The 20,641-nt window shown below is 69.8% G+C and carries 14 protein-coding genes; 9 read left to right on the top strand and 5 right to left on the bottom strand.

The features are described from left to right. Positions 1-105 precede the first annotated feature (105 nt). Entirely contained in the window at positions 106-1,008 is a 903-nt protein-coding gene (locus BMW75_RS16460; RefSeq protein ID WP_092580889.1) for a LysR substrate-binding domain-containing protein, read from the bottom strand. Positions 1,009-1,082: 74 nt separating this feature from the next. Further along, positions 1,083-4,622 carry an indolepyruvate ferredoxin oxidoreductase family protein gene (locus BMW75_RS16455; protein WP_092580887.1) on the bottom strand — a complete coding sequence of 1,180 codons (3,540 nt, stop codon included), beginning with the start codon at positions 4,620-4,622 and terminating at the stop codon, positions 1,083-1,085. Between the two features lie 113 nt (positions 4,623-4,735). Between BMW75_RS16455 and BMW75_RS16450 the strand changes: the two genes are divergently transcribed. From BMW75_RS16450 to BMW75_RS16410, 9 genes are all read left to right on the top strand, one after another. Next, the gene (locus tag BMW75_RS16450) at positions 4,736-5,641 is read left to right on the top strand and encodes a LysR family transcriptional regulator (protein WP_092580885.1); all 906 of its coding nucleotides are present in this window, start codon (positions 4,736-4,738) and stop codon (positions 5,639-5,641) included. Positions 5,642-5,788: 147 nt separating this feature from the next. Further along, entirely contained in the window at positions 5,789-6,724 is a 936-nt protein-coding gene (locus BMW75_RS16445; protein WP_092580883.1) for a TagK domain-containing protein, read from the top strand. A gap of 13 nt (positions 6,725-6,737) precedes the next feature. After that, positions 6,738-7,580 (top strand): type VI secretion system accessory protein TagJ, encoded by an 843-nt coding sequence (locus BMW75_RS16440; protein WP_092580881.1) that lies wholly within the window; start codon positions 6,738-6,740, stop codon positions 7,578-7,580. Further along, positions 7,567-8,079 (top strand): type VI secretion system baseplate subunit TssE, encoded by a 513-nt coding sequence (gene tssE, locus BMW75_RS16435; RefSeq protein ID WP_076516999.1) that lies wholly within the window; start codon positions 7,567-7,569, stop codon positions 8,077-8,079. The genes BMW75_RS16440 and tssE overlap by 14 nt, the downstream gene beginning before the upstream one ends. A 2-nt stretch (positions 8,080-8,081) precedes the next feature. Further along, a complete protein-coding gene (gene tssF / locus BMW75_RS16430) occupies positions 8,082-9,959 on the top strand; it encodes a type VI secretion system baseplate subunit TssF (protein WP_092580879.1) in 1,878 nt (625 codons plus the stop codon). 2 nt (positions 9,960-9,961) lie between these two features. After that, positions 9,962-10,999, top strand: coding sequence for a type VI secretion system baseplate subunit TssG (gene tssG / locus BMW75_RS16425; RefSeq protein WP_175493195.1), 1,038 nt, complete (start codon positions 9,962-9,964; stop codon positions 10,997-10,999). 14 nt (positions 11,000-11,013) lie between these two features. Beyond that, on the top strand, positions 11,014-12,057 hold the full coding sequence (locus BMW75_RS16420) for a type VI secretion system protein TssA (RefSeq protein WP_092580875.1): 1,044 nt from the start codon (positions 11,014-11,016) through the stop codon (positions 12,055-12,057). 43 nt (positions 12,058-12,100) lie between these two features. Next, positions 12,101-13,108, top strand: a complete 1,008-nt coding sequence (locus BMW75_RS16415) for a fimbrial protein (RefSeq protein ID WP_175493194.1) — start codon at positions 12,101-12,103, stop codon at positions 13,106-13,108. Between the two features lie 20 nt (positions 13,109-13,128). Then, on the top strand, positions 13,129-14,520 hold the full coding sequence (locus BMW75_RS16410; protein ID WP_092580871.1) for a GlcNAc-transferase family protein: 1,392 nt from the start codon (positions 13,129-13,131) through the stop codon (positions 14,518-14,520). A gap of 23 nt (positions 14,521-14,543) precedes the next feature. On the opposite strand, the gene BMW75_RS16405 is transcribed toward BMW75_RS16410, so the two are convergent. From BMW75_RS16405 to BMW75_RS16395, 3 genes are read right to left on the bottom strand one after another with little or no spacing between them, the layout of a single operon-like run. Further along, the gene (locus tag BMW75_RS16405) at positions 14,544-17,861 is read right to left on the bottom strand and encodes a DUF6531 domain-containing protein (RefSeq protein WP_092580869.1); all 3,318 of its coding nucleotides are present in this window, start codon (positions 17,859-17,861) and stop codon (positions 14,544-14,546) included. Positions 17,862-17,871: 10 nt separating this feature from the next. Beyond that, the gene (locus BMW75_RS16400) at positions 17,872-18,144 is read right to left on the bottom strand and encodes a PAAR domain-containing protein (protein ID WP_076517013.1); all 273 of its coding nucleotides are present in this window, start codon (positions 18,142-18,144) and stop codon (positions 17,872-17,874) included. Between the two features lie 42 nt (positions 18,145-18,186). Next, positions 18,187-20,631 carry a type VI secretion system Vgr family protein gene (locus BMW75_RS16395; RefSeq protein WP_092580867.1) on the bottom strand — a complete coding sequence of 815 codons (2,445 nt, stop codon included), beginning with the start codon at positions 20,629-20,631 and terminating at the stop codon, positions 18,187-18,189. Between the last annotated feature and the right edge of the window lie 10 nt (positions 20,632-20,641).

Genomic DNA, 20,641 nt, shown 5'->3' with positions numbered 1-20,641 from the left:
CCGGCGATGAACGCGCCTTGACTATACGAAGACCGCGGACAATGCCGAAGTGTCATCTCGGCAGTCCCGCCATCGCGAATGGCGACGGCGGCGGGGCGGCGCGGGTCAGCCCTGCTGCGCCAGGAACTTGACGAGGGTGCCCGCGGTGGCCGGCAGCTGCGCCTGGCCGGGAAACACGATGCAGAGCTCGCGCCGCGCCCAGTCGTCCGACAACGGCCGCACCACCACATCCAGCGCCTGCAGGTACAGTTCGGCCACCTGCTGCGGCATGACGGCGATGCCCAGGCCGGCGTGCGCCATGCGGCACAGCGCGTCCAGGCTCGCCACGCGGATCTTGACCGACAACGTCCTGCCCAGCGCCGCGGCCCGTGCGGCCAGCAGCTGCGTCAGCGCGCTGTTCTCGCGCAGGCCCACGAAGGTTTCCTCGGCAATGTCCGCCAGGCTGAGCTGGCGCGCGGCCGCCTTGGGATGGCCGGACGGCAGCATCACGGCAAGCCGGTCGCGGCGGTACGGCAGCAGCGTCAGCCCGTCCGCGCCCGCGATCCGGTTGCAGATGCCGAAATCCGCGGCGCGCTCGCGCACCAGGCGCAGGACGTCGGGGCTGTGCTGCTCTTCCAGGTCGATGTCCACATCCGGAAAAAGGCGCTGGAACGCGGCCACGTCCTCGGGCAGGAACTGCACGATGGCCGACAGATTGGCCACCACGCGCACGCGTCCCTTCACGCCTTCGTAGAACCGCGACAGCTCCGCCCCCATGGCCTCGACGTCGCCGATGATCTGCCGCGCGTGGCGCAGCACGGTCTGCCCGGCTGGCGTCACCGTCACGCCACGGGTGTGCCGGGCGATCAGCGGCAGGCCGATCAGCGATTCCATGTCGGCGATGCGCCGGCTGACGGCGGACGGCGCGATGAACTCGCGCTCGGCGGCCCGCGCGATGCTGTTTTCCTGGCACACCGCCACGAAGAGGCGCAGCGAGGTCAGGTCGAGTTTGCGGAGGATGCTTTCCATGGCGGGACAGGACCGGGCGGCGGGAAGCGCCCGGCATTGACGGGGGATCGTACACCACGCCCCCCGGCGCGCGCTCAGGCCGCCCGTTGCGCCGGCGCGGCCCCGCGATACCGCTCCCACAGGGCGGCCTGGCGCACGCGCGCCGCTTCCACGCTTTTCTCCTTGACGTGCCCATACCCGCGGATTGCGTCCGGCACATTGGCCAATTCCAGCGCCGCGTCGCGGTTGGCGGCGTCCAGCGTGCGGGCGAACTCCTCGGCCAGCGCGAAGTAGTCGGCCGCGAGCTGGCGCTCCATGCGCCGCTCCGCCGTCCGGCCGAACACGTCCAGCCAGGTGCCGCGCAGGCGCTTCATGGGCGCCAGCGCGCGAAACGCCCATTCCATCCACGATCCGTACGCGCGCTTCTGCAGGCGTCCCCGCGCGTCGCGGCGCGCGAACGCGGGCGGCGCCAGGTAATAGCGCACCTGGTAATCGCGGCCCGGTTCGCCCTCGAACTGCGCGCGCAGCCGGTCCTTGAACACGGGATCGGCGTGCAGCCGCGCCACCTCGTATTCGTCCTTGTAGGTCATGAGCTTGGCGAGGTTGCGCGCGACGGCGCGGGTGACGTCGCCGCGCTTGTCCCCGAGCGCGAATTCACGCGCGCGCACCGCGTCCACGGCGGCGAGGAAACGCCGCGCATAGGCCTCGTCCTGGTACGCCTGCACGTGCGACGCGAGCCGCTTGACCAGGGCATCCAGGGACTCCGGCAGGCTCACCACGCGCTCGGCCGCCGCGGGGCGCAAGGCGTCCACGCCGCGATGCGCCGCCTGCCGGCCCAGCTCGAACGCGGCCAGGTTCTTGTCCACCGACACGCCGTTGATCTCGATCGCGCGGCGCAGGCTGGCGAGCGACAGCGGCAGGCCGCCCTTCTGCCAGGCATAGCCCAGCAGCAGCGGGTTGGCGTAGATGCTGTCGCCCAGCAGCGCCTCGGCCAGCGGGCCGGCCTCCAGGAAGTCGCAGTTGCCGCCTGTGCTCTGCGTCAGCGCGTCCTGCGCCTGCGCGCCGGGAAAGCGCCAGGCCGGCTGCGACAGGAACGTGGCCGTGGGCGCGGCGCTGCTGTTCACCACGGCGCGGCCATGCTCGGGCCGCAGGCGCGACAGCACTTCGGGCGACGCCGACACCAGGGCGTCGCAGCCGATGACCAGGTCGGCCTCGCCCAGCGCCACGCGGGTGGCATGCAGGTCCTGCGGCCGGTTGGCGAGCTGCACGTGGGACAGCACCGCACCGCCCTTCTGCGCCAGCCCCGCCATGTCCAGCACCGTCACGCCCTTGCCTTCGATGTGCGCGGCCGCGCCCAGCAGCGCGCCGATCGTCACCACGCCCGTGCCGCCCACGCCGGCGACCACCACGCGGTAGGCCGCGCCCGGCGCGATGTCCGCGCGCTCGGGCAGGGGCGCCTCGGGCAGCGCGGGTGCGCCGCCGCCCTTGCCGGGCTTGCGCGGGACCGCGCCCTCGGCCGTCACGAAGCTGGGGCAGAAGCCCTCCACGCAGGAGAAATCCTTGTTGCAGGACGACTGGTTGATGCGCCGCTTGGTCCCCATCGGCGTGTCCAGCGGTTCGACGGACAGGCAGTTCGACTGCACCGAGCAATCGCCGCAGCCTTCACAGACCGCCTCGTTGATGAAGGCGCGCCGGGGCGGATCGGGATACTCGCCGCGCTTGCGGCGGCGGCGCTTCTCGGTGGCGCAGGTCTGGTCGTAGATGAGCACCGTGGCGCCCTCGATCTCGCGCAGCGCGCGCTGCACGTCGTCCAGCGCCTTGCGATGGTGGACGTCCACCCCGGCCGGCAAGGCCTGCGCGCCCGTGTACTTGTCCGGCTCGTCGGTCACGACCACTGTCTTGACCACGCCTTCGGCCAGCATCTGCGCGGCGATCCGCGGCACGGTCAGCACGCCGTCCACGGGTTGCCCGCCGGTCATGGCGACGGCGTCGTTGTAAAGAATCTTGTAGGTGATGCGGGCGCGCGCCGCGACCGCCGCGCGGATGGCCAGCAGGCCCGAATGGAAATACGTGCCATCGCCCAGGTTGGCGAAGATGTGGCGCTCGGCGGTGAAGTCCTTCTGGCCCAGCCACGCCACGCCCTCGCCGCCCATCTGGCTGAAGGTGTCGGTGTCGCGGTCCATCCACATCGCCATGTAATGGCAGCCGATGCCCGCCACCGCGCGCGAGCCCTCGGGCACGCGGGTGGACGTGTTGTGGGGACAGCCGGAACAGAACCAGGGCTTGCGCTCTTCCACCAGCGTGGGACGCTTGGCCTCGCGCTCCTTGGCGTCGATCACGGCCAGGCGGGCCGCGATGCGGGCGCGCAGGGCCTGCGAAAGGTCGGCCTTCTCCAGGCGCGCAGCGATGGCGCGGGCGATCAGCGCGGGCGACAGTTCATAGCGCGCGGGCAGCAGCCACCCGCCGCGCGGCGTGGACCATTCGCCGCCGCCGTTCTCGCGTTCGTCGAACTTGCCGTACACGCGCGGACGCACATCGTCGCGCCAGTTGTAGAGCTCTTCCTTGAGCGCGTATTCCAGGATCTGGCGCTTTTCCTCGACGACCAGGATTTCTTTCAGTCCGGTCGCGAATTCGCGCGCGTCCTGCGCGTCCAGCGGCCAGATGCAGCCCACCTTCAGCACGCGGATGCCGGCCTGCGCACAGGCCGCTTCATCCAGGCCCAGGTCGTTGAGCGCCTGGCGCACGTCCAGATAGGCCTTGCCCGCGGTCATGATGCCGAAATGCGCGTGCGGCGAGTCCAGCACGACCCGGTTCAGCCGGTTGGCCCGCACGTAGGCCAGCGCCGCGTACCACTTGTGGTCCAGCAGCCGCGCCTCCTGCGCCAGCGGCGAATCGGGCCAGCGGATGTTCAGCCCGCCCGGCGGCACGCCGTCCTGGGGCAGCACGATTTGCACGCGCGACGGGTCCACGTCCACCGAGGCGCTGGATTCCACGACATCCGTCACGCATTTCATCGCCACCCACAGCCCCGTGTGGCGGCTCATGGCCCAGCCGTGCAGGCCGTAGTCCAGGTATTCCTGCACGTTGGCCGGGTACAGCACCGGAATGCCGCTGGCGATCAGCACGTGTTCCGACTGGTGCGCCACCGACGACGACTTCGCGGCATGGTCGTCGCCCGCCAGCATCAGCACCCCGCCATGCGCGGACGAGCCCGCCGAGTTGGCGTGCTTGAGCACGTCGACCGACCGGTCCACCCCGGGCCCCTTGCCGTACCACATGCCGAAGACGCCGTCGCGCTGCGCGCCGGGAAACAGATTGAGCTGCTGCGAGCCCCAGACCGCCGTGGCCGCCAGGTCTTCGTTCAGGCCGGGCTGGAACACCACGTCGTTGGCCTTGAGATGGGCCTTGGCCTTCCAGAGCGCCTGGTCCAGCCCGCCCAGCGGCGATCCCCGGTACCCCGAGACATAGCCCGCCGTGTTCAGGCCCGCCTGCAGATCGCGCTGCTTCTGCATGAGGGGCAGGCGCACCAGCGCCTGCGTGCCGCTGAGGTAGACGCGGCCGGTGGGCTGCGCGTATTTGTCGTCCAGCGACAGGCCATGGGTATCGGCCACACCGGGGGGTAAAGGGACGTTCATGGGGGGCTTGCTCCTGCCATCCGCGGCATGGGAATCGGGTGTTTTCCGCAGTGTAGGTAGGGCCATTGCCATCGTATATTCATATATTCGTTTAACTGGTATCTGAAAAACGCATGGCCAACGACGTCACCCTCCGGCAACTGCGCTACTTCGCCGCCGCGGCCCGTACCGGGCGGTTTTCCATGGCGGCGGCCGACGAGCACGTGTCGCAGTCGGCGGTCACCAACGCGGTGCTGGCGCTGGAATCGCAGCTCGGCGTGCGCCTCTTCGACCGCCACCCGCACGGGGTCACGCTGACGCCCGAGGGCCACAACTTCCACCAGCGCGCGCGCGACGTGCTGGACGCGCTGGACGATGCCCTGCGCGAACCGGGCTTCCAGCGCTATGCGCTGCGCGGCTCGGTGCGGATCGCGGCGTCCTATACCGTGCTGGGGTACTTCCTGCCCGATCTGCTGGCGCGCTTTCGGCGGCGCTATCCGGACGTCGTGCTCGATCTGGTGGACCTGGACCGGCCGGAGATCGAAAAAGCCGTGGCCAGCGGCGACGTGGAACTGGGCGTCGCGCTGCTGTCCAACGTCGACCGGCGCGAGCGCTTCGGCCACCAGGTGCTGGTGCGCTCCCGCCGCCAACTCTGGGCGGCATCCGGCCATCCGCTGACCCAGGCCGCGGCGCCGTCCCTCGCCGACATCGCGCGCTATCCGTACATCCTGCTCGAAATGGACGAGGGCGAGCGGTCCACCCTGGCCTACTGGAAGACGCACGGCCTGCAGCCCGACATCGCGTTCCGCACGCGCTCGATGGAAGCGCTGCGCGGGCTGGTCGCACACGGCTTCGGCATCACGATGCTGTCGGACATGGTCTACCGCCCCTGGTCGCTCGAAGGGCGCAAGATCGAGGCCGTGCCCATCACCGACGCCGTGCCGCCCATGGAGGCCGGCCTGCTGTGGCACCCGCGCGCGGCCATGGCCAAGCCGGCCGAAGCCTTCCGGCAATTCATGATCTACGCCTGCGGCGTGTGATCCGGCGGCGCCCCGCCCGGGGAATCGTCCGTCTTTCTGCACATATCAGACAGCGCCGATAGCAGGCGCGCGAGCCCCTTCCTACCATGCGTCATCGCCCACTTTTCCCTCCCCCGCGGGAGGAAGGCCCCGTCTCGCGCCCTCGCCATGAATCAAACCGCCGCCGCCGAACCCGCGCCCGTCGCCTGGGGAATCTGGATGTCCGCCCACGCCGGCCACCCGATCCCGGGCATGCGCGTGCACTCCCTGCACGAGCAGCCCCTGTGCCTGCGCGCGGCGTCTGGCGCCCTCGTCCCCCATCGGGCCGCTGAAGCCGACGGCACCGAGCACTCGGTATTCGGCGTGGGCGAGGACCGCCGCGCCTGGATCCAGAACGCCTGCGCCACGCTGTCCTGCCGCGTGAACGGCGCCGAAATGCGCCCCGGCGAACGCTGGCCCCTGTCCGACCGCGACGACATCACCATCGGCCTGACCCGGCTGTCGGTGGTGCAGGCCGACTCGCCCCTGCAATGGGAAGCCTGGGACGGCTGCCGGCCGGGCGACGCCCTGGACGACCAGGCCGCGCTGCTCGCCCTGCGCGCCCTGAACGACACGGACACGCACGCCGTGCCCTTCCTGCCCGAGGACCGGCGGCACAGCCGCCGCGGGGCCGACCCGGATGTGCTGCCGCAGGACGCCAGCGATCCCCTGGCGTCGCTCGCCACGGAATTCGACCAGGCCATCCAGGGCACGCACCAGGGCCTGCGCGCCTTGCACAGCCCCGCGCCCGGCCTGCCCGGCAGCACCCTGCCCCCGCCGCCCGATCCCTTCGAGGCCCCCGCCGCCGCCCCCGCCACGCGCATGCTGCTGGAGGGCCTGCTGCCCGAGGCCACCGACATCGACAGCATCCTCGCCGACATGAATGCCTTCGACGAATCCCAGTTGTTCGCGCCACCGCCCGCCCAGGACGTGCTGCGCCTGCTGGCGGACCAGGCGGGCGCCAGCGCGCCGTCCCGGACGATCGCCTCGCTGGCCCGCCGCGAACACCACGACCTGTCCATCGACAGCCATTTCCAGCAAGACCTCTCCGAATCCGCGCAATGAGCCGTAGAAAACCATGTTGAAAACCGCCGCCTCCCCTGCCGATCCCCGCGATTCGCTGCGCCAGTTGCTGCGCGGCCGCACGCTGGAGTGCGCCATTGGCGACGCCACCGGCAACATCCAGCGCCAGCCGGCCGACGTCGACCTGCGCTGGGTGCTGTTCCAGCTGCTCTGCCTCAAGGGCGACTGGGTGCGCGCCCTCAAGCAGCTTCAGATCTGGGCCAGCCTGAACAGCAGCCATCTGCGCATGGCCCAGATGCTGCGCGAACTGCTGCGCGCGGAAGCCTACCGCGACGAAGTCATGAAAGGCCACAAGGAACCCGGATGGCTGGATGAGCCCGCCGACTGGTCCAGGCAGCTCACGCAGGCCATCCACGCGCTGGAATCCGGCAATCCCGCCCGCGCGGACGTGTTGCGGCGCCAGGCCCTGGACGTCGCGCCGGAAGTGCCCGGGCACGCCAACCCCGGGGCCGGCTTTGCCTGGATCACCGACACCGACACCCGCTTCGGACCGAACTGCGAACTGATGTTCTCCGGCGGCTATCGCTGGATTCCCTTCTCCCTGATCGCCCGGCTGTCCTTTCCGCCGGTGCAGGGCGCGCTCGACCTGATCTGGCGCCAATGCAAGATCACCCTGCGCGACCAGACCGAGCTCAGCGCCTACATGCCGACCCGCTATCCGCTGCTGCGCGACCAGACCGACGCGCAGAAGCTCGCCACGGTCACCACCTGGGCCGACCGAAGCGACACCACGGTCACCGGCGCCGGCCAGCGCACCTGGCTGACCGACACCGGCGAGATCGCCATGCTCAGTGTGCTCAGCATGCACTTCGAGGGGCAGTCCGTTGAATGCGCGTGAAGCCTTTCCCAAGGTCCGCTACCTGCCCTCGCTGTTCGACCGGCTCCGCGACCACGATCCCCGTTCGCCCCATGAACGGCCGGACGCGTATGCGCCCGATGCGGCGGCCATGCAGCGCCTCATCCAGCGCGACCTGGCCCTGTTGCTGAACACCAGCAACCTGGGCGCGGCGCTGGACGCGGCGCGCCACCCGCAGGCCGCGCGCTCGGCGGTGAACTACGGCCTGCCGCCGCTATCGGGCAGCCTGCGGGCGCAGCACAACGCGTCCAGCATCGAAAAGCTGGTGCGTGAAACCATCGTGGCCTTCGAGCCTCGCCTCATCCCCGAAACCCTGTCGGTGCGCGTCCTGCCCCCGGCGCAGCCGGGCTCCTACAACGTCATCCACCTCGAAATCAAAGCCTTGATGCACTGGTCGCCCTACCCGCTGGAGTTCCTGGTCCAAACCCGGTACGACCTCGAGTCCTCGCATGCGTCGGTCGACGGCCGGAGCGGCTTCTGATCATGGATCCCCGGCTGCTCGACTACTACAACAGCGAACTGACCTACCTGCGCGAACTCGCCGGCGAATTCGCCGCGGCCCACCCGAAGGTCGCCCGCCGGCTCGGCATGCAGGGCGTGGAGGTCGCCGACCCCTACGTCGAACGCATGATCGAGGCGTTCTGCTTCATGGCGGCGCGCGTGCAGCTCAAGCTGGACGCGGAGTTTCCGCGCTTCACGCAGCGGCTGCTTGAAGTCGTCTATCCCAATTACGTGGCGCCCACGCCGTCGATGAGCGTGGCCCGGCTGCACCCCGCCACCCGCGAGGGCGACTTCAGCCGCGGCGTGCGCGTGCCCCGGCACAGCGTCTTTCGCTCGGGCATCACCCCCGGCGAGCAGACCGCGTGCGAATTCCGCAGCAGCCAGGACGTGGTGCTCTGGCCGATCGAGATCGCCAGCGCCTCGCTGACCATCGTGCCGCCGGACCTTCCCGACATGCGCCGCCACCTGGCCACCGGCCAGAACCTGCAGGGCGCGCTGCGCATCCGCCTGCGCACCACCGGCGACATCAAGTTCTCGCAGCTGCGCGGCCTGGACGAACTGTGCTTCTACATCACCGGCGACGAACGCATCACCTCGCATCTCTTTGAACTGATCCACGTCGGCTGCGTGGCCGCGGTGGTGCGCGGGGCCGACGACGATCGCGGCGGCCACGTCATCACGCAGGGCGCCGTCACCCATGCGGGCCTCACCGCCGCGCAAGCCCAGCTGCCCACGACCTGGAACGGCTTTCACGGCAACAACCTGATCCAGGAGTACTTCGCCTTCCGCCAGCGCTTCTACTTCTTCAATGCGACGCAACTGGCGCGCGGCCTGGCATCCGCCGACGGCCAGGAAGCCGAGATCATCCTGCTCCTGGACCGGCTGCCACAGGCCCTGTCCACGCACGTCAACGCCTCCCGCTTCGCGCTGTTCTGCACGCCCATCGTCAATCTCTTCGAAAAGCGCACGGACCGCGTCGAAGTCGACCGCGCCAAGACCGAACTCCACCTCGTGCCCGACCGCAGCCGCCCGCTCGACTACGAAGTGTTCTCGGTGCAGCGCGTGGTCGGCCAGCAGGCCAAGAGCGCCAGCGAGGTGGTCTTCAATCCGCTTTATCACACGCTGCACAGCGACCTTGGCAACAACGGCCGCTACTTCTCCGTCAACCGCGAGCGCCGCGTCCTGTCCGACAACGCCCGCAAGTACGGGACACGCACGCTGTATGTGGGCACCGAGGTGTACCTGTCCCTGGTGGACCAGTACGAAGCGCCCTATGGCGCAGACATCCGCTACCTGTCCGTCGATGCGCTGGTGACCAACCGCGACCTGCCCCGGCTCATCCCGGTCGACGGCCACAACGACCTGTCCATGCGGGAATCGATTCCCATCGAACGCGTGTCGCTGCTGCACCCGCCCAGCATCCCGCGCGAACCCTACGCGCAGGGCGAAGCCGCCTGGCGGCTGATCCGCCAGCTGAGCTTCAACTACATCCCGCTGGCGGACCTGAACGAAAGCGACGGCGGGCAGGCCCTGCGCAACATGCTGCGCCTGTTCCTGCACGCCGGCGAGACCGATCTTTCCAACCAGATCGATGCCCTGGTGGGCTCGCGCGTCACCCGCGTGACGCGCCGCCTGCCGCGCCACGCGCTGATGGTCTACGGCCGGGGCATCCATTGCGACCTCACCGTGGACGAGACCGGCTTCTCCGGCGTCAGCCCCTATCTGTTCGGCCTGATCCTCGAGCAGTACATCGCGCGCCACGTCTCGATCAACGTGTTCACCGAAACCTCGTTGCGCTCGATCCAGCGCGGCGACGTGGCCCGATGGGCGCCCCGCCCGGGCGGGCGCAGCGTGGTCTAGCCATGGAACCGCTTCCCCACCCCGCCCCCCCGGCCCCCGCGCTGCGCGAATGGTTCGACCCGGCACAGCCGTGGAAGACCAGCTTTCTCGGGCTGATGCGCGCGCTGGCCGCGCAGATGTCCGACGCGCCGATCCCCGGCGCCGCCCTGCTGCCCAGCGAGGAATCGCACCGGATCGGGCAGCGCGCCAGCCTGGTGTTCGCCCCCAGCGAAGTCGCCGCGGTCGAGCACGACGGCGCCCGCATCCACGTGCAGTTGCACAGCCTGGGCATGTGGGGGCCGCAGGGGCCGATGCCGCTGCACATGTCCGAGCAGGCGTACACGCGGGTCGAAAGCCACCACGACCGCACGCTGACCGACTTCGCGGACCTTTTCCATCATCGCGCCCTGTCGCTCTTTTACCGCGCGTGGGCGGCGGGGCAATCGACCGCCTCGCTGGACCGCCCGGCCGAAGAGCGGTTCACGTTCTACATCGGCAGCCTGATCGGGGACGATCCCCGCGACAGCGCCGCGCTGCACCCGGCCACCCATGCCCGCTACGCCGCGGCCTCGCATCTGGTGCGCGAAGCCCGCAATCCCGAGGGCCTCGCGCGCGCCTTGTCCTTCTATTTCGGCGTGGACGTCGAGGTCGAGGAATTCATGCCCAACTGGATTGGGCTGGACGTCGCCGGCCGCGGCATCCTGGGCGTGCCGTCGCCCGCCGCCATCCTGGGCGGGCAGGCCACGCTGGGGCACTCCATTCCCGACTGCCAGCACCGCTTCCGCCTGGTAATGGGACCGCTGACCCTGGAGCAATACCTGCGCCTGACGCCGCACGGCGACGACCTGCCCACGCTGGTGGACTGGGTGCGCACCTTTGTCGGCTACGAATTCGACTGGGAACTGCAACTGCTCATCAAGCCGCGGGCGGCGCCGTGCGCGCGCGCCAATTCCGACCATCGCCTCGGGTACTCCACCTGGCTCGGCGAAGCGCCGACCGACGCGCCCGTGACCGGCATGGTGTTCGAGCCCGAGCACTACCGCGACCCCAAGGCCCCCTGAACGAGCGCAACGCCATGGACACCGCCACTCCCGCCGACCTCGGCCCCGATTCCGACCTCCTGCAGCCGCTGGAAGGCCCGTTGCCCTGCGGCCCGGACCTCGAATACGACCCCGACTTCGTGGTCCTGCACGCCAACGTCGCGCCGCGCGGCGACGCGCAGTACGGCGATTTCGTCGACGCCGCGCCCGCCATCAACTGGGCGGACGCCGAACGCGACTGCCGCGCGCTGCTGGCACGCAGCAAGGATCTGCGCCTGCTGATCGTCCTGGCGCGCTGCCGCGTGCGGCAGGCCGGCGCGGCGGGATTGCGCGCGGCGCTTGCGCTGATCGACGCCATGCTGCGCCGCTATCCCGGCGCGCTCAATCCCGTTCCCCTGCTCGATGGCGAACCTGATCCGCTCATCGTTTCCAACGTCCTGGCCGCGCTGGCGGACCCGGACGGCCTGGCGGCGGACGTGCGCGACATCGGCCTGCCCAAGAGCATGGGCACGCCGCTGAGGGTCCGCGACATCGAGCGCGCACTGGCCAGGACCCGCGCCAAGGATGCGCTCTCGCCGGAGGCCGCGACGCGGCTCGTGTCCGACCTGCACGACCGGCGCGATCCCGTGGTCACGGCCCTGTCGAGGGCCTTTGCCGCGCTCGGCCGCATCCAGGACTGGGCCGCGCAGCACCTGGACGGCGCCCGGCCGGACCTGGGCGTGCTGGTCCAACTGCTGCAGCCGTTCCACGCGCCGACGGCCGCGCCGCCGGTGCAGACCGGGCTGGCCGCGGCCCCGGCGCCGTCCGAACCGTCCGCGCCCGGCGCCGCGCCGCCCGGCGCCGCGCTGCCCTTGGACCCGGCCGCGCCGGCCCCGGCGCTCCCCGGCGCGGCCGTCACCCGCTGGGACATGCTTGAAACGCTGCGCAGCGCCCGCCAGTGGTTTGAGTTCCACGAACCCAGCAGCCCGGTCAGCGTATTGCTCAAGCAGGCCGAACGCATGGTCGGACGGCGCTATGCCGAGCTGCATCGCATGGTTCCGGCCGAGCTGCTGGAGCAATGGGACGCCCCGCAGGATTGATCCACGTGCCCTCTCGAATGATGTCGAAACAGGAGTAAGACCCATGAAACGCATATGCGCGGCAGTTGCCCTGGCGGCGCTGTTCCAGTTCCAGAACGCCCACGCCGATTGCCGGAAGATCGTTCCCGGAGACTATGACAATTGGCTGACCATGGAGAATCCGACCCCCGGTGTGATCGACTACAACGCCGAACATGTAGTCACGTTCGGAACCGGTCTCATCGACGTCGAGGCGACGCTCCCTGTCGGCGACACCATCGCGACCGGCGAATCGGCGCCAGCGGGACACACCTACATCCTGCGTTGTGACGACAACGTCGGGACGATCCGGTTCGAGCTGACCCCCGATAACGGCACGGACATCCAGCCTACGGGTGTGGACGGGATCGGCTACCGCGTCTACTACAAGCGCGCCAGCGGTACGTCGACGCAGCTTCCGTACACCAACAATTGGACCGCGGACCGAACCGAGTATCCCGCCATCCCGGCCGGCAACATCTTCCTGATCGAACTCGTCAAGACCGGCCCCATGCAAAGCATATCGACCCTCAATCTGGGACAGGTGGCGCGCATTGCAGGCGGCCTCGACGGCGTCACCGCCCTCAAGGTGCTGGCCAACCCGGTCACCCTGCGCGTGCTGCCGCATTGCCAGGTCACCGGCGATAAGCCTTTGCTGGTGGATTTTGGCCAGTTCGGTCCGAGCGAGGTGTCCGCGATCAGCGGCCCGACCCAGCCGGTGACGATCAACGTGGCCTGCGATGGCCCCACCCCGCCCAACACGGTGTCGGCGACGCTGGCGGCGCAGCCCGACCCGATCGTCAGCGATTTCATCAAGAACGACGGCACGGCTTCCGGCCTGGCGATCCGGCTGCGTGACGCCGCCACGCAGGTGGTGCTCAAGCCGCAGATTCCCACCAGCGTGCTGACCCAGAGCTCGCCGGGCTACAGCACCGCCTTCAATCTGGAAGCCTCCGTGCTGCGGGTCGGCGCCGCGGCCGCCGTCCCCGGCACGATCGACGCCCAGGCGGTCGTCACCCTGACTTTCCTCTGACCCCCACCCCCCGCACCCGCATGAGCCAGACGACTTCCACCATCTTCGTCCAGATCGCCAGCTACCGGGATCCGGAACTCATCCCCACGCTGCGCGACCTGATCGGCAGCGCGGCGTTTCCGGACCGCCTTCGCATCGTGGTCTGCTGGCAGCACGGGCCCGACGAACATGTGGGCATCTTCCTTAGCCAGCAATTCCTGCAGTGGGAGCTGCAACCCGGGTCGCCGTTCAACCTGCATACGTTTACGTTCGGGGGTGCGCGCATCGAGCTGATCGACGTGCCCCATGAACAGTCGCAGGGCGCCTGCTGGGCGCGCAACCAGATCCAGCAGCGATACCGCGACGAAGCCTATACGCTGCAACTGGATTCGCATCACCGCTTCGTGGCCGATTGGGATACCGCGGTGATCGGCATGCTGGAACAACTTCGGCCGCGCAGCCCCAAGCCGCTGCTCACCGCCTATCTGTCGTTCTACACCCCCCCTGCGCCCGACACGCCTTTCATCAAGAAAGAGGAGCCCGCGCTCGGCATGCGCTTCGACAGGTTCAGCCGGGGGGGTCCGATCCTGTTCCGGTCGTTCACGCTGCCCAACTGGCGGACGCTGCACGAACCGGTCCCCGCACGCTTCTACAGCGGGCACTTTGCCTTTGCCGATGGCGCATTCGCGCGGGAAGTCCAGCACGACCCGGACTACTTTTTCCACGGCGAGGAAATCTCCATCGCCGTGCGCGCCTTCACGCACGGCTATGACCTGTACCACCCGCACCGCACCCTTGCCTGGCACGAGTACGTGCGCGACGGCCGGCGCAAGATATGGGACGACCACGACAAGACGGCGCGCGACGACGGACGGATCCGCCTCACCTGGGGCGAGCGCAATGACCTTTCGATGGCCCGCAACCGCGTGCTGTTCGGCATGGAACCAGAGGCCGGGGATACGGAACTGTCCAAGCACGATCCGCGCGGCAGCGCCTACGGCTTCGGCACGGCAAGATCGCTGGCGGACTACGAGGTCTACGCCGGCATCAGTTTTCGCGACCGCGCCGTGCAGCCGGAGGTGCTGGCGCACGCGCCTCCCGACCTTGGCGCCGTGAGGCCCGGCGCGACGCTGGATCGCGCCACGCTGCGCCGTTCGAACGACGTGCGGGTGGTCGCCCATCACACGTCCATCGACGTCGCCGCCTGTCCACGCGCCACGCGCTGCACCGTACAGGCGCTGCGCGACGACGGCACCGTGCTGCACGAAGACGACGCCGACATCGAGGCCGCGCGGCAGCACTGCCATGGCGAATGGTTCGACCGCGACCTGGCGTTCATGAGCGACCTGGGCGTAAAGCCCGCCGCGTTTCGCATCGTGCTGCGCGATGCGCACGGCGAAACCTTGAAGGCATTCACGAGCGCCGTGGGGTAAGGGGCGGCCGCGCGCCCGCCCGGCTACGGAATGCGCGCGGCGGGCGGCAGCGCGCCGGCCCACAGGATCGGCGCGCGCTCCGGAATCGTGATCCCCGCGCGCGCGCCGACACCCGGCGCGCCCACCGCCAGGCCGGTGGGGTTGGCCTGCATCGCGGGCGCGCCCACGTAGCGATACGGGCTGACCCCGGGCGGCGCGTCGCGGTCCGGACTCAGGTAGCGGGCGGTGAGCGGGTCATAAAAGCGACGGCCATTCCAGCAGATCGACACGTCCGGGTCCATCCAATGGCCGGCAAAGCCCGGCGGCGCGGGCGTGTCCACCACGGGTGGGCCGATCCGTTCGCCCCAGGCCCGTATGCCGCCAAGCCAGGCGACGCTCCCGTCGCCGTCCAGGACCGCGCGCACCCGGCCCGCCGCGTCCACATACAGATATTGCGCCTGCGCCGCGGCCCAGCCGGCCGCTTTGTGGGGCCGCCGCTGGATCAGCCGGGCGACCGGGGCATAGGACAGGCAGCCCGGACGCGCCGGCGCATAGAGGTAGGTGACGCGCAGCAACGGGGTGCGCTCCTGCATCAGGCGCAGCCCGTCCCACACGAAACGATGGGTCCAGGCATCGCCCGCCTGCGCGAGACGCCGCGCGGCCAGCCGGCCGGCCGCGTCGTACGCATACGCGACGGCCACGCCGTTCTCCCGGGCCTGGATCAGCCGGCCTGCCGCGTCCCACTCGAATGACGCGCGGGACAGGGGGCCGTCGCGTCGCAGCACCCGCCCCCAGGGGTCGTACGCCAGCACGTGCCGGCCGACCCGGGCGGGACGATGGTCGGGCGCGGGGCTGGGCGGCGCCCACCCCGCGCTGTCCAACGCAATGACGTTGCCGCCCGCATCCCAGGTGGTGTAGACCATGCCGGCCTCGCCCAGGCTGCGGACCAATTGGCCACGCCGGTCGTAGTCGTAGAGCCGGCGCCCCAGCGCGTCCGACTCTTCGACCAGCCGCCCCGCCGCGTCCCGCCGTTCGCTCCGATCGAGAACGTCGATCCGCGTGAAGCCGCCGACCACCCGCGCCGACGTCTCCGACCGCGTCCCCGCCGTCTCGTCGATGACGATGTCGCGCTGCATGCCGCCGGCAATGCGCATCGTCTCGCGGCCCGCGCCGTCGTAGACCAGCGTGGTCAACGTCACGGTCTCTCCATCCAGCGCATAGCTCAGTTGCACGGCCCGCTGCCCGGCGTCGCGCGCCGCGTACAGGGCCAGGCCGCAAGGCAGCCGGTACGCGGCCACGTGGCCCTGGTCGTCGATATGCCGCTGCAGCGTGCCGCGCTCGCCGGTTTCCCCGACCACGCGGCCATGGGCGTCGTAGGCGAACACCAGGCGGGATGTCCCCCCATCGCCTTCTGCGCGGACCTCGGCCAGCCGGCCGTGGTCATCGTGCTCGAACGCCCAGCGCAGGCCCGCGCGCTCGCGGCTGGCCAGGCGTCCCTGCGCGTCGTAGCCGAACTCGGTGTCGGCGCGCATCGCGCCGGCGATGTCCGCCTGTTTCGTGACGCGGCCCGAAACATCCAGGCGGCGTTCGATGGTCACCCCGTCCGCATCGCGCCGCGCCCACGCGCGGCGCCCCGCGTCCATGATCCAGCGCTGCGTGCCGCCGCCCGGCCCTTGCACCTCGAGACCATGGCCTGTCGCATCCCGGGCATGACGCGTGGTGGCGCCCTCTTCGTCCGTGAGCTGCGCCAGCGCCCCTTGCGCGTCATAGCGCCAATGGCGCGCATGCCCCGCGGCATTGGCCAGCGAGACCAGGCGTCCCCCGGCGTCATACACGGCCAGCCGCGCCCGCGTGCCGTCGCCGACGCGCACCTTGAGATTGCCGACGTCGTCCCGCTCCCGCACTTCCAGCGGATGGCCGGGCCCGCCCCGTGCGCGCAGTTGGCCATCATCGGTCCAGGCGTACCGGAACTGCGCGCCGTCCGCGCCTTCACGCACCAGCAGCCTGCCCGCGTCGTCATGCCCATGGCGGGTTGCGACGCCGTTCTGGCGCACCACCCGCCGTGCGCCGGTTTCCGGGTCATATTCATAGTCCGTGATGACGCCCCCCGGCGCGCGCCGCTGCTGCGGGCGCAGGTGGGGATCGCGCAGCCAGAACCAGTTCCGCGCGCCCTCGCGCGACAGCATGAGGGGAATCGACGTGGAAAAGGCGTAACCCACGCGCCGCACCCGTCCATGGGGCGCCGTCTCTCGGACCACGCGGCCAAAGCCGTCGTACTCGAATTCGAATGCCCCGTCGGGCGCGTCCACGCGCGCGAGCCGCGAGCCCTTGTCGTAGTGCGCCTTGTAGACGGCCCCCTGGGCATCGCGGTAGGCCACGACCCGCCCTTGCGCATCGAAATGCCAGTGCAATTCGGCGCCGTCCGAGGCCTGCATCCTGACGCGCCGGGCCTGCGGCTCGCGTCGCACCAGCCACATCCGCCCCCCCGGCAGGCGCAATCCGGCCACCTGCGGTCCCGCGTCCGACCCGAGCCAACGGATCGACCGCTCCCCGGCCGCCTCGGCGATGTCGGCAAGCAGGCCATCCTGGTAGCCGTACCGGCCTATCGGCTTGCCGCGGGACGATTCCACCCGCGACAAGCGTCCGTCGGTCCCGTAGGCATACGCCGCGCAGGGTTCCGATTGGGGACCGCGCGCGACGGCGCGTATCCTGCCCGCGTCGTCCAGGTCGAACCACAGTCCCGCGCCGCGCTCATTGCTGACAGACCGGATGGCGCCGCGCGGGTCGCGCGCAATCGTGAATAGCCTGCCGTCCAGGAACTCCAGTGCATCCAGCCGGCACGTGCCCGCTTCGTCCGCGGGCAGAAAGCGCAAGCAGGCCGGCCCCGCGTCCGCGATCACATACTGGCCGTCCTCAAGGCAGGCCAGATTGAGCGAAGCCGCGGCAACAATGACCTGGGTGCCGGGTTCCGGCCGCGGCACCGTCAGCGCGCGCCCCCATTCGTCCCGGTAGACGAGCGATTCGCCTTGGACGCGCAGCGTCACGTCCCAGCGCGTCCGCCAGCTTGGCCCCAGGCACCCGGCCTCCTCGATCCGGCTGTCATAGATGCGGTCGAATCCCAGCGCCAACGGCCCCGCCGGCACGACGTCGCGGCGCCGCGCAACATTGCACAGGAGCTGCCCGCTGCGCACGTCGACCCCGCCAGGGCCCAGGCCCGCCAGCGCACTGGCCGGCAGCTTGCGCAGGAACACGCCGCTTTCGCGGCGTCGCCACCAGTCCGGCGCACGAGGAAGGTCGTCGCCCTCGATCAACCGTCCCGTAAGGCCCAACAGGACCCCCGCCACCCCCGCCACTGCCGTCATGCCGCTGCGCTCACACGCCGATGAACACGTCGAGGGACGCCGTGGCGGCGGGCGAGCCGCAGGACGAACAACTGGCCTTGTGCGCGGCCTTCAGTCCATTGATAAAGACCGTCGGCGCGCCGGAAGCGACCGCCTGCGCCGACACGTGCAAGCCGCAGCAGACCGCCGAGGCCCCGCAGAAGGCAGCGGGCAGTTTATTGATGAACACATCGGGCGATCCGGTCAGGATGCTTCCGCCGTGGGCGATCAGGTCGCCGGCGCGTACCGCGGGAAACGAAGTCATGCAGTCCTCCTGTCATTGGCCGGACGGAACGGGCCGTCTGGGTTAGCCGTCGATCATTGCCGAGAGCTCCGTGGGACCCGGCGGCCTGGTCGTCGGCGGCGGCGTCACGGGCGGCGTCGGTGGCGGCGGCGTGACCGGCGGCGTCGGCGGCGGTGGTGTCACCGGCGGCGTCGGCGGCGGCGGCGTCACCGGCGGTGTCGGCGGTGGTGGTGTCACCGGCGGCGTCGGCGGCGGCGGCGTTACGGGCGGCGTCGGCGGCGGTGGTGTCACCGGCGGCGTGGGCGGCGGTGTCGTCACCGGCGGTGTCGTCACCGGCGGCGTGGGCTGCGGCGGCGTCACCGGCGGTGTCGTCACCGGCGGTGTCGGCGGCGGCGGCGTCGTGGGCCGCGGCACGTGCTTGTCGTGCCCTCCGATGGGCAGCTCGATCGTCGGCAGGAACACCGGCGGCACGCCCGCGCCCAGGCCGAAACTGACGATGTCGCCATCGGCGCACGGATTCAGTTGCAGCGGCTTGCCCTGCACGACCACCTCGTCCGAGCCGATGATCGAGATCTTGTTGCCAATCAGCGCAATCGTTCCGTCGTGCAGCAGGTTGATCCCCGCCTTGCCGCAGGTGATCGCGACGGCGGCCCCCGCGTTCATCAACAGGCCCGCCCCCACGTTCAGGTTGGCCGCCGCCCCCACGTTGACCGCATAGGCGCCGCCCACGTTCAGCGCGCACAGGCCGCCCACCTGGGTGGAGTGTGCCAGCCCGACGTTGTAGGACGCAGTGCCGGCCACGGTGCTGCTGAGCATGCCGCCGACGGCGGTCGAGTGGTTGATGCCCACGGCCTGGCCATAGGTCAATGCCACCGTGTGCATCTCGGCGCCCTTGGTCAACCGCACCATGTCGCGTTCGGCCTGCACGTAGAATTCTTCCAGGCCCGGCTTGTCCTCGAAGCGGATGCCGTTGTAGTTTTCCCGGCCCCCCTCCAGGCTGCGGGTCTTGATGCCGCTCTTGGTGGCTTCGGCCGGCAGGTCCCAGGGCGGGCGGGTCACGCTGTTGTACAGGCCGCCCAGGATGATGGGACGGTCGGGGTCGCCGTTCATGAAACCGACCATCACCTCCTGCCCGATCCGGGGGATATACATCCCGCCGAAGTTCGACCCCGCCCAGGCCTGGTTGACGCGCACCCAGCAGGAATCGGACGCGTCATTGCGCGCGTAGCGGTCCCACAGGAACCGCACCTTGACCCGGCCGAATTCGTCCGTCCAGACCTCCTTGCCTTCCGGTCCCACGACCAGGGCCGACTGCGGGCCGCTGACGACCGGCTTGGGCGTCACCCGCGGCATGCGGAACACTTCGCCGGTCGGCTGCACTTCCACTTCATTGGCGCAGTCGTAGATCACCCCGGTGCCCGTCTCTTCCGGAATTTCCGACAACGACAGGTTCGAGGCCAGCACCAGGTATTCCCGATTGGCCTTCTCGTACAGATGGCCGGTCAGATTGAAGGTCTGGCCGACCGCCACGCCACGGACATTGCCGAAGCCGCGCGAACGCACGCCGCGCGCGCGGCGCTCCTCCATGCGAATCCGGCTGATGAGCGCGCCATGCTTGGCGTCGGTATAGTCGCCGGGCCATTCGAAAATTTCCCCTTCGGCCCAGCTCGTTTCGCGCGGCTGGTGGCTGGACGTGGCCAGCAGCATGCGCGGCCGCGTGAAGTCGAAATCATCCACCACCACCCGCCCGGGAAACAGACGTTCATCGACGCCGAACTGGTGAAAGACATCGCAGTCCACGTGCCCGCCCTGCGCGTGCATGGGAATGTGCTGATAGGCTGGACTGTCCGGCGGACGATGGGCTCCGACGTGGTCGCACAACACCAGCCTGTGGGTGCCTTCGGTGTGCTCGAAGAACCAGTAGATGCCCCACTCCTCCATCAGCCGCTGGATGAAGTCGAAATCCGTCTCGCCGTACTGCACCTGGAAATTGCGCGGCTCGTTGGTGACGCTTTCCGGCAGGATCGCGTACTTTTCAATGTCCAGCCGCTTCTCGACCGGGTACGGATAATCCTTCAGCACCTGCTCGATGATCTGGACGACGTTCTGGTCCTGGAAGATCTTGTAGTCGGTGGTCAGCGTGGCCAGCCACAGCCAGGGGCGCAGCGTGACGCGGTAGAGGTTGTGGTCGCCTTCCTGGCGCACGAACCCGGCCTTCACGGCCAGGCCGGAGATCTCGCGGCGGCCGCCATCGGACAGCTGGACCGACACGGTCAGCTCCTTGCCGATCATGCCCGTCAGGTCCAGATTGGCCGACACCGACAGCGGCACCTGCGTGTCGTTGGGCGTGCGCAGGATCACCTCGTAGCTGAACAACTCGCCCATGCGCTCCTGGCCGTCCAGAGACTGCAGCCGCAGCATGGGAAGGCCCATCGCCGACGGCAGGCCCGCCCCCCGGATTTCCACCGTGCGGGCTTGATTCGAAACTGAATTACTCGCAATGGCCATCTTTGACTTC

The organism is Achromobacter sp. NFACC18-2 (genome assembly GCF_900108985.1).
Taxonomy (GTDB): Bacteria; Pseudomonadota; Gammaproteobacteria; order Burkholderiales; family Burkholderiaceae_B; genus Achromobacter.
The sequence above is the reverse complement of the archived record's forward strand: the minus strand, read 5'-3'. Positions and strand labels throughout refer to the sequence as shown.

Bases quoted from the DNA above. Each gene is read 5' to 3' on its own strand.
- BMW75_RS16460 (WP_092580889.1), bottom strand. From the start codon at position 1,008: ATGGAAAGCATCCTCCGCAAACTCGACCTGACCTCGCTGCGCCTCTTC.
- BMW75_RS16455 (WP_092580887.1), bottom strand. From the start codon at position 4,622: ATGAACGTCCCTTTACCCCCCGGTGTGGCCGATACCCATGGCCTGTCG.
- BMW75_RS16450 (WP_092580885.1), top strand. From the start codon at position 4,736: ATGGCCAACGACGTCACCCTCCGGCAACTGCGCTACTTCGCCGCCGCG.
- BMW75_RS16445 (WP_092580883.1), top strand. From the start codon at position 5,789: ATGAATCAAACCGCCGCCGCCGAACCCGCGCCCGTCGCCTGGGGAATC.
- BMW75_RS16440 (WP_092580881.1), top strand. From the start codon at position 6,738: ATGTTGAAAACCGCCGCCTCCCCTGCCGATCCCCGCGATTCGCTGCGC.
- tssF (WP_092580879.1), top strand. From the start codon at position 8,082: ATGGATCCCCGGCTGCTCGACTACTACAACAGCGAACTGACCTACCTG.
- tssG (WP_175493195.1), top strand. From the start codon at position 9,962: ATGGAACCGCTTCCCCACCCCGCCCCCCCGGCCCCCGCGCTGCGCGAA.
- BMW75_RS16420 (WP_092580875.1), top strand. From the start codon at position 11,014: ATGGACACCGCCACTCCCGCCGACCTCGGCCCCGATTCCGACCTCCTG.
- BMW75_RS16415 (WP_175493194.1), top strand. From the start codon at position 12,101: ATGAAACGCATATGCGCGGCAGTTGCCCTGGCGGCGCTGTTCCAGTTC.
- BMW75_RS16410 (WP_092580871.1), top strand. From the start codon at position 13,129: ATGAGCCAGACGACTTCCACCATCTTCGTCCAGATCGCCAGCTACCGG.
- BMW75_RS16405 (WP_092580869.1), bottom strand. From the start codon at position 17,861: ATGACGGCAGTGGCGGGGGTGGCGGGGGTCCTGTTGGGCCTTACGGGA.
- BMW75_RS16400 (WP_076517013.1), bottom strand. From the start codon at position 18,144: ATGACTTCGTTTCCCGCGGTACGCGCCGGCGACCTGATCGCCCACGGC.
- BMW75_RS16395 (WP_092580867.1), bottom strand. From the start codon at position 20,631: ATGGCCATTGCGAGTAATTCAGTTTCGAATCAAGCCCGCACGGTGGAA.